At 42.1% G+C, this 5745-nt stretch carries 5 protein-coding genes and 1 pseudogene; 4 read left to right on the forward strand and 2 right to left on the reverse strand.

Features of this window, described 5'->3' with window-relative positions:
- Positions 1–589: pseudogene (locus VLN09_RS01125) on the reverse strand (substrate binding domain-containing protein); the annotation flags it as partial.
- A gap of 228 nt (positions 590–817) precedes the next feature.
- On the opposite strand from VLN09_RS01125, the gene VLN09_RS01130 reads away from it, so the two are divergent.
- The 3 genes from VLN09_RS01130 to VLN09_RS01140 all read left to right on the forward strand — a co-directional run bounded on the left by VLN09_RS01130 (position 818) and on the right by VLN09_RS01140 (position 3277).
- Complete coding sequence (locus VLN09_RS01130; protein WP_325243282.1) at positions 818–1672, forward strand: SDR family NAD(P)-dependent oxidoreductase; 855 nt, start codon at positions 818–820, stop codon at positions 1670–1672.
- Between the two features lie 106 nt (positions 1673–1778).
- The gene (locus VLN09_RS01135) at positions 1779–2822 is read left to right on the forward strand and encodes a zinc-binding alcohol dehydrogenase family protein (RefSeq protein WP_325243289.1); all 1044 of its coding nucleotides are present in this window, start codon (positions 1779–1781) and stop codon (positions 2820–2822) included.
- 251 nt (positions 2823–3073) lie between these two features.
- Positions 3074–3277, forward strand: a complete 204-nt coding sequence (locus VLN09_RS01140) for a hypothetical protein (protein ID WP_325243283.1) — start codon at positions 3074–3076, stop codon at positions 3275–3277.
- A 178-nt stretch (positions 3278–3455) separates the two neighbouring features.
- Here the strand turns inward: VLN09_RS01140 and VLN09_RS01145 are convergent, their stop codons facing one another.
- Positions 3456–4361, reverse strand: coding sequence for a LysR family transcriptional regulator (locus VLN09_RS01145; protein ID WP_325243285.1), 906 nt, complete (start codon positions 4359–4361; stop codon positions 3456–3458).
- Between the two features lie 313 nt (positions 4362–4674).
- Here VLN09_RS01145 and VLN09_RS01150 point away from each other — a divergent pair.
- Positions 4675–5745 (forward strand): L-lactate permease (locus VLN09_RS01150; protein ID WP_325243287.1); only part of this gene is annotated, 1071 nt, incomplete at its 3' end.

The following is a 5745-nucleotide window of genomic DNA, read 5'->3' on the forward strand; positions in this document are numbered from 1 at the left end:
AGTCGATTAAATACTCCTTCACTGCGTTAAACAAAGGGTCAATCAAGCGCCGTTCAGGGCAAATTAAATACAGCGGATAGGGGGCAACTTGCCATCCATCTAATTTAACTTCAATGAGTCGTCCTTCTTTTATATCAGAAATAATATCCAGACGAGATTTCAGCGCAAGGCCATGCGCGATTATCGCCCAGCGTCTGATTACGTCACCATCTTTGCTACGTCGATTGCCCGATACGGAGACACTAGCTTGTTTGCCCGAGCGTTCAAACGTCCATTGGCTAAAGTATTTGTCATTGTGCCCTAGACAAAGACAGTTGTGCTCAGTCAAGTCTTGTGGTGTTTTAGATTCACCAAACTTTTCTAAATACTCTGGCGCGGCACACAGCACAGGACGATTGTCCAAAACGATGGGCAATGCGATCTATGAAGAGTCTTTTGGGCTGCCATAACGCAGTGCTAAGTCAATCTACTGTCCGTATAAATCTACATGACCATCAGAGACATGTAGCCGCAAATCGACTTTAGGGTGAGTCTGCATAAAGGTATCAAGCCAAAGCAAAACCCAGTTGCGCCCTAAGTCTGAGGGCACTGATAACCTTATAGTGACTGTAAGCTCATCATCATATCGTAACCGGCAGTCTTTATTGTCATTAAATATAACAAATAATCGCTTAGATAATCAGACACTTTCAAAAAAATATTGAAAGTGTTTTTGGTTGTGGCTACTGTTTGCTTACCAACACTTCTATTACAATACGCTATATAACAAAGCATAGAATAAAGTGCATCACTAACCGTTGCATAATAAGGTTGACGTATGAGTAAGACTATTTTGATTACCGGCAGTACCGATGGTATTGGCAAATTGGCGGCTTTAAAACTAGCAGCAGCAGGGCATCAGGTGTATTTGCATGGCAGAAATTCTGACAAACTTGCCAGTGTTGTTGCTGAGGTCAAAGCAGTGGCGACAGGCGCAGCGCTAGATAATATTGATGGGTTTGTGGCTGATTTCTCAGACTTGACCGATGTGCGAAAAATGGCAGCAGAGGTGAAAGAAAAGCTACCTAAACTTGATGTGCTTATAAACAACGCGGGGATTTATACAGCGGCATCAGCAATGACTAAAGATGGTTTGGACGTACGCTTTGTAGTTAATTATCTAGCGCCTTACGAGTTGACCAACGCTCTATTACCTTTACTCAAAAAGTTTGGTAAAGCTCGCATCGTGAATCTAAGCTCAGCTGCTCAAGCGCCGATATCATATAAGGCATTTGCAGGGCAAGCCAGTCTCGATGATAAGGATGCCTATGCTCAAAGTAAGCTGGCACTAACGATGTGGAGTATGAATTTAGCTGACACAATCGTTAGCAACGATATTAATGTGATCGCTGTCAACCCAGGATCGCTTTTGAACACAAAAATGGCCAATGATGCTTATGGCCAACATTGGTCATCAGCAGACAAAGGGGCAGATATTCTCACCGAGCTTGCCATCTCAGATGAGTTTGCCAGCGATACGGGCAAATATTTTAATAACGACATTAACAATGGTGTGCATGGTGACAAAAAAGGAGCGTTTGGACAACCGCATACCGACGCCTTAGACAAAGAAGCCATTGCAGAGCTTGAACGCCAAACACAACAGGTCTTGCAATCGTTGTCGTTGGATTAACAATATATTCACTTCACATTAAGCGCTATTTATTTCAATACTGTCCACGTTAGTACTTTATTCAATCCACTTATTATTAGGAATAAACACAATGCAAGCTCAAACGATAAAAGCCATTGGTTATCAAGACAATCTAGCCATCGATAATGAAAAAGCGCTAGAAGATATTACCCTTGATAAACCGACTGCCTCAGGCCATGATATTCTGGTGGAAGTTAAAGCAATATCAGTCAACCCAGTAGATTGCAAAATCCGTGAAGGGCGACCTGCACCAGAGGGTGAGTATGCTGTTATTGGTTGGGATGCTGCTGGTACCGTGACGGCTGTCGGCGAAGAGGTCAGTCTGTTTTCAGTAGGGGATAAGGTATATTACGCGGGTGATTTAACCCGTTCAGGTAGTAACGCTGAATATCAGCTTGTTGATGAGCGCATCGTTGGGCATATGCCTACTTCATTATCATTTGCTGAAGCGGCTGCACTGCCATTGACGACGATCACCGCGTGGGAGATGTTATTCGATCGCTTGCAAGTGCCTGTATCTGAAGACATAGCGAGTAACAGTAGTACTGATGGGAGTGATGTATCGGTACTTGTGATTGGTGCGGCAGGCGGCGTTGGTTCAATATTAACGCAGTTATTAAAAGCACGAACCTCTGCCACGATTATCGGCACTGCTTCAAGAGATGAGAGCATACAGTGGTTGAAAGATTTCGGCGCAGATTATGTGATTAATCACCGCAATCCTTTATTTGATGAGCTGCAAAAGATAGGCATCACTGAGGTAGATTACGTGGTCAGTCTCAATAATACAGAAGACCATTATGCAGAGATTATTAAATGCTTAAAACCACAAGGTAAACTTGGACTGATTGATGACCCAGCAGCATTAGACGTACTACCGCTTAAGACCAAAAGCTTAAGTCTACATTGGGAGTTTATGTTTGCGCGCTCCATGTTCCATACGCCAGACATGATTAAACAGCATAACTTATTGACGGATGTAGCAAAAATGATTGATGCTGGCGAGATTAAAACCACCGTTGCACATAATCTTGGCACTATCACGGCTGAGCATTTACGCAGTGCGCACCAAATGCTAGAAAACCGTCAAGCGCATGGTAAGATTGTCTTAGAAGGCTGGCCTGTATAAGACTTATAGCTTTATAAAGCAGGCTCTCAAACCCAAAATAAAAAATTACCCTCGCTTGAACGGCGAGGGTAATTTTTTGTGTTTAAGCGGCTATATAAGTAGTTGTGTTTAAATACTTAATATCACGTCCGTCACGCACGTGTGGTGTGCCACTGATTGGGTAATCTTTCACAGAGTCTCTGATAAATATCAGTCTAATTGTAAGCATTCTGACACTACAACCATATGACATCACCTATAAAGATGCTCAAATGGTTGGAGGGTTGGGCGCTGATGCTATGATGGGTGGCGTGGCTGGTCGTGGTGCAAAAATCACCAAAGAGGGTTTGGATCATCTTAGTAAAATTAATATTGATGTAACCCCAAAACCCGCTACCGTAGTTGGTACGCCTGACACGGGCGGTGCAACCACGATAACAGGCAAGTCTGATGGTAGTATAGTCAGTTCACAATAAAAGAAATACAACCCATATTATGAAACAGTTTCGGCAAGTTATTCTCCATCCAACCTTAGCGTAGAAACTTTGCCTGCGCCCATTTCTTTTCCACTCAAGCACAGCTCTCGTCTTGCGCTCGGGCAAAGCAGTGCTTTTACTTATCCTTGCTTATGTACATCAAAAACAGGCTTATTCCTTAGCAGTAATAAGCCTGTTTTTGATGTAATGACTCTCGCAAATGGGCAACAAGCAGTTTCAGTTTTTGATCAGGCTGCCTTGCTTTAGGATATACCGCATACATCCCCATTTTTTTTCGTGTAAAACGTTGCAAAATTTGCGTGAGCGTATTTTGCTGAAGTTCATTATAAACAAGTGCTTGTGGTAAAAAGACAATACCTAGATCGCTAAGAGCAGCTCGTTTAATGGCACTAAGATGATTGCTATGAAACCGACCATGTACAGGGAGCAACTGCTCTGTACCATCTGCATATAATGGCCATATGGCATTAGAGGTATTATCAAACTTATAAACTAAGCACTCATGATTTTGTAACTGTTCAGGAGTTTGAGGCGTACCATGTTGCTCTAAATAGACTGGTGTCGCACATATGACCCACTGGCTATCTATAAGGCGCCTTGCAATCAGAGATGAGTCTTCAAGTTCGGCGGTTCTTATTGCCAGATCAAATCCTTCTTCTATCAAATCAACCAATCGATTGGTAATTTGTAAATCCACCGATATTTTAGGGTACTTTTTACAAAATTCGGCAATGGATTCACTCAATACTAAGTCAGCAGACACCACCGGCATCGTGATACGTATGTTGCCTTTCATGTCTTCGCCGTAGCCTGTCACGGCATTTTCGGCTTCTTGAAAGGCAAATTTAGCGATTTTCGCCTTGTTATAAAGTGTCCTTCCTGCATCGGTTAGGCTTAACTTTCTGGTTGTTCTGTAAAGCAGCTGTGTATTCAAGCTTTCTTCTAGTCTTGCAATACGTTTGCTAACTACTGAGTTCGTCAAGGATAATTTTTCAGCGACTCTAGAAAATGACCCTTCTTCAACAACCTGAACGAATAAAATCATATCGTCAGCTTTGACCATACTTGTTCCCCAATTGATGTAATGTATTTTGGATTATAGCAAAAAAAGAAAATAACATTGTCCTTTGATGCAATATATCAATGTTTTGACAAGGCGTAGAATATTTTAGGGAATTTTGAATATTTGGCACTGGCACTGAGAGAGGTTGTTTTCGGATTCGTCTGACAGATGACAAACAGTTTTAAAGAATTCACAGTGATTAACGATTCCTATATCTGAATGTTCAATACGACTCAGTCATCATTAAGTCATAAAAATAAATGCTTAGATGGCTGGTTTTCAAGGAAGATTAAACGATAAAAAGGATATGATTTTGAATCAAACAATATATGGGCTTTTGGCATTACTGCCAATCGTTCTTTGTGGTATTTTGCTTATTGGCTTGCAATGGTCAGCAAAAAGGACGATGCCGATCGTCTTAGCCGTGACTGCTGCTATTGCCCTTTTTATATGGAATATGACGCTTAACCGAGTGTCGTCATCCATTCTTGAGGGGTTAGTGATTACCGTATCAGTATTATGGATAGTATTTGGTGCTATTTTTTTACTGAATACGTTAAAACACACCGGTGCGATAGCCGTTATTCGTGCTGGATTTATCAATGTATCGCCTGATCGGCGTGTTCAAGCGATTATTATTGCCTGGTGTTTTGGTACCTTTCTTGAAGGCGCATCCGGCTTTGGTACACCAGCCGCTATTGCAGCGCCTTTGATGGTGGCTATTGGCTTTCCGGCACTGGGTGCTGTTTTAATGGGTATGATGATACAAAGTACGCCTGTATCGTTTGGTGCTGTAGGCACACCAATTATCATCGGTATCAATAAAGGATTAGATACAACTGCTATTAGCGCTCAACTGGCACAAGAAGGCATGCAATGGGATGCTTTTCTACAATTAATCACTAGCCAAGTCGCCATGATTCACGGTGTGATTGGTACGTTTATGCCACTGATTATGGTGATGATGCTCACCCGCTTTTTTGGAAAAAACAAAAGCTGGAAAGAAGGCTTAGCTATTTGGCCATTTGCTATATTTGCGGGTTTAGCATTTACGATTCCTTATACATTAACAGGTGTTTTTTTAGGACCTGAATTTCCAGCCCTAATCGGGGGATTGGTCAGTATCGCGATTGTGATTAACGCGGCCAAGAGAGGGTTTTTGGTGCCAAAAACAACATGGGACTTTGAACCGCAAAAAAACTGGCCAAGTGAGTGGATGGGTAAATTGGTTATCAGTAAGGAAGATATTGCCGTCCCGTTGAACAATAAGACAATGTCCGTTGTTATGGCATGGTTTCCTTACTTGCTGGTGGCGCTACTGCTGGTTTGTTCAAGAGTGTTTGTTGAATTTAAAACCTTACTCACCAGTGCGACGTTAGACTTT

Source organism: Psychrobacter sp. (genome assembly GCF_035469765.1).
Classification (GTDB): domain Bacteria; phylum Pseudomonadota; class Gammaproteobacteria; order Pseudomonadales; family Moraxellaceae; genus Psychrobacter.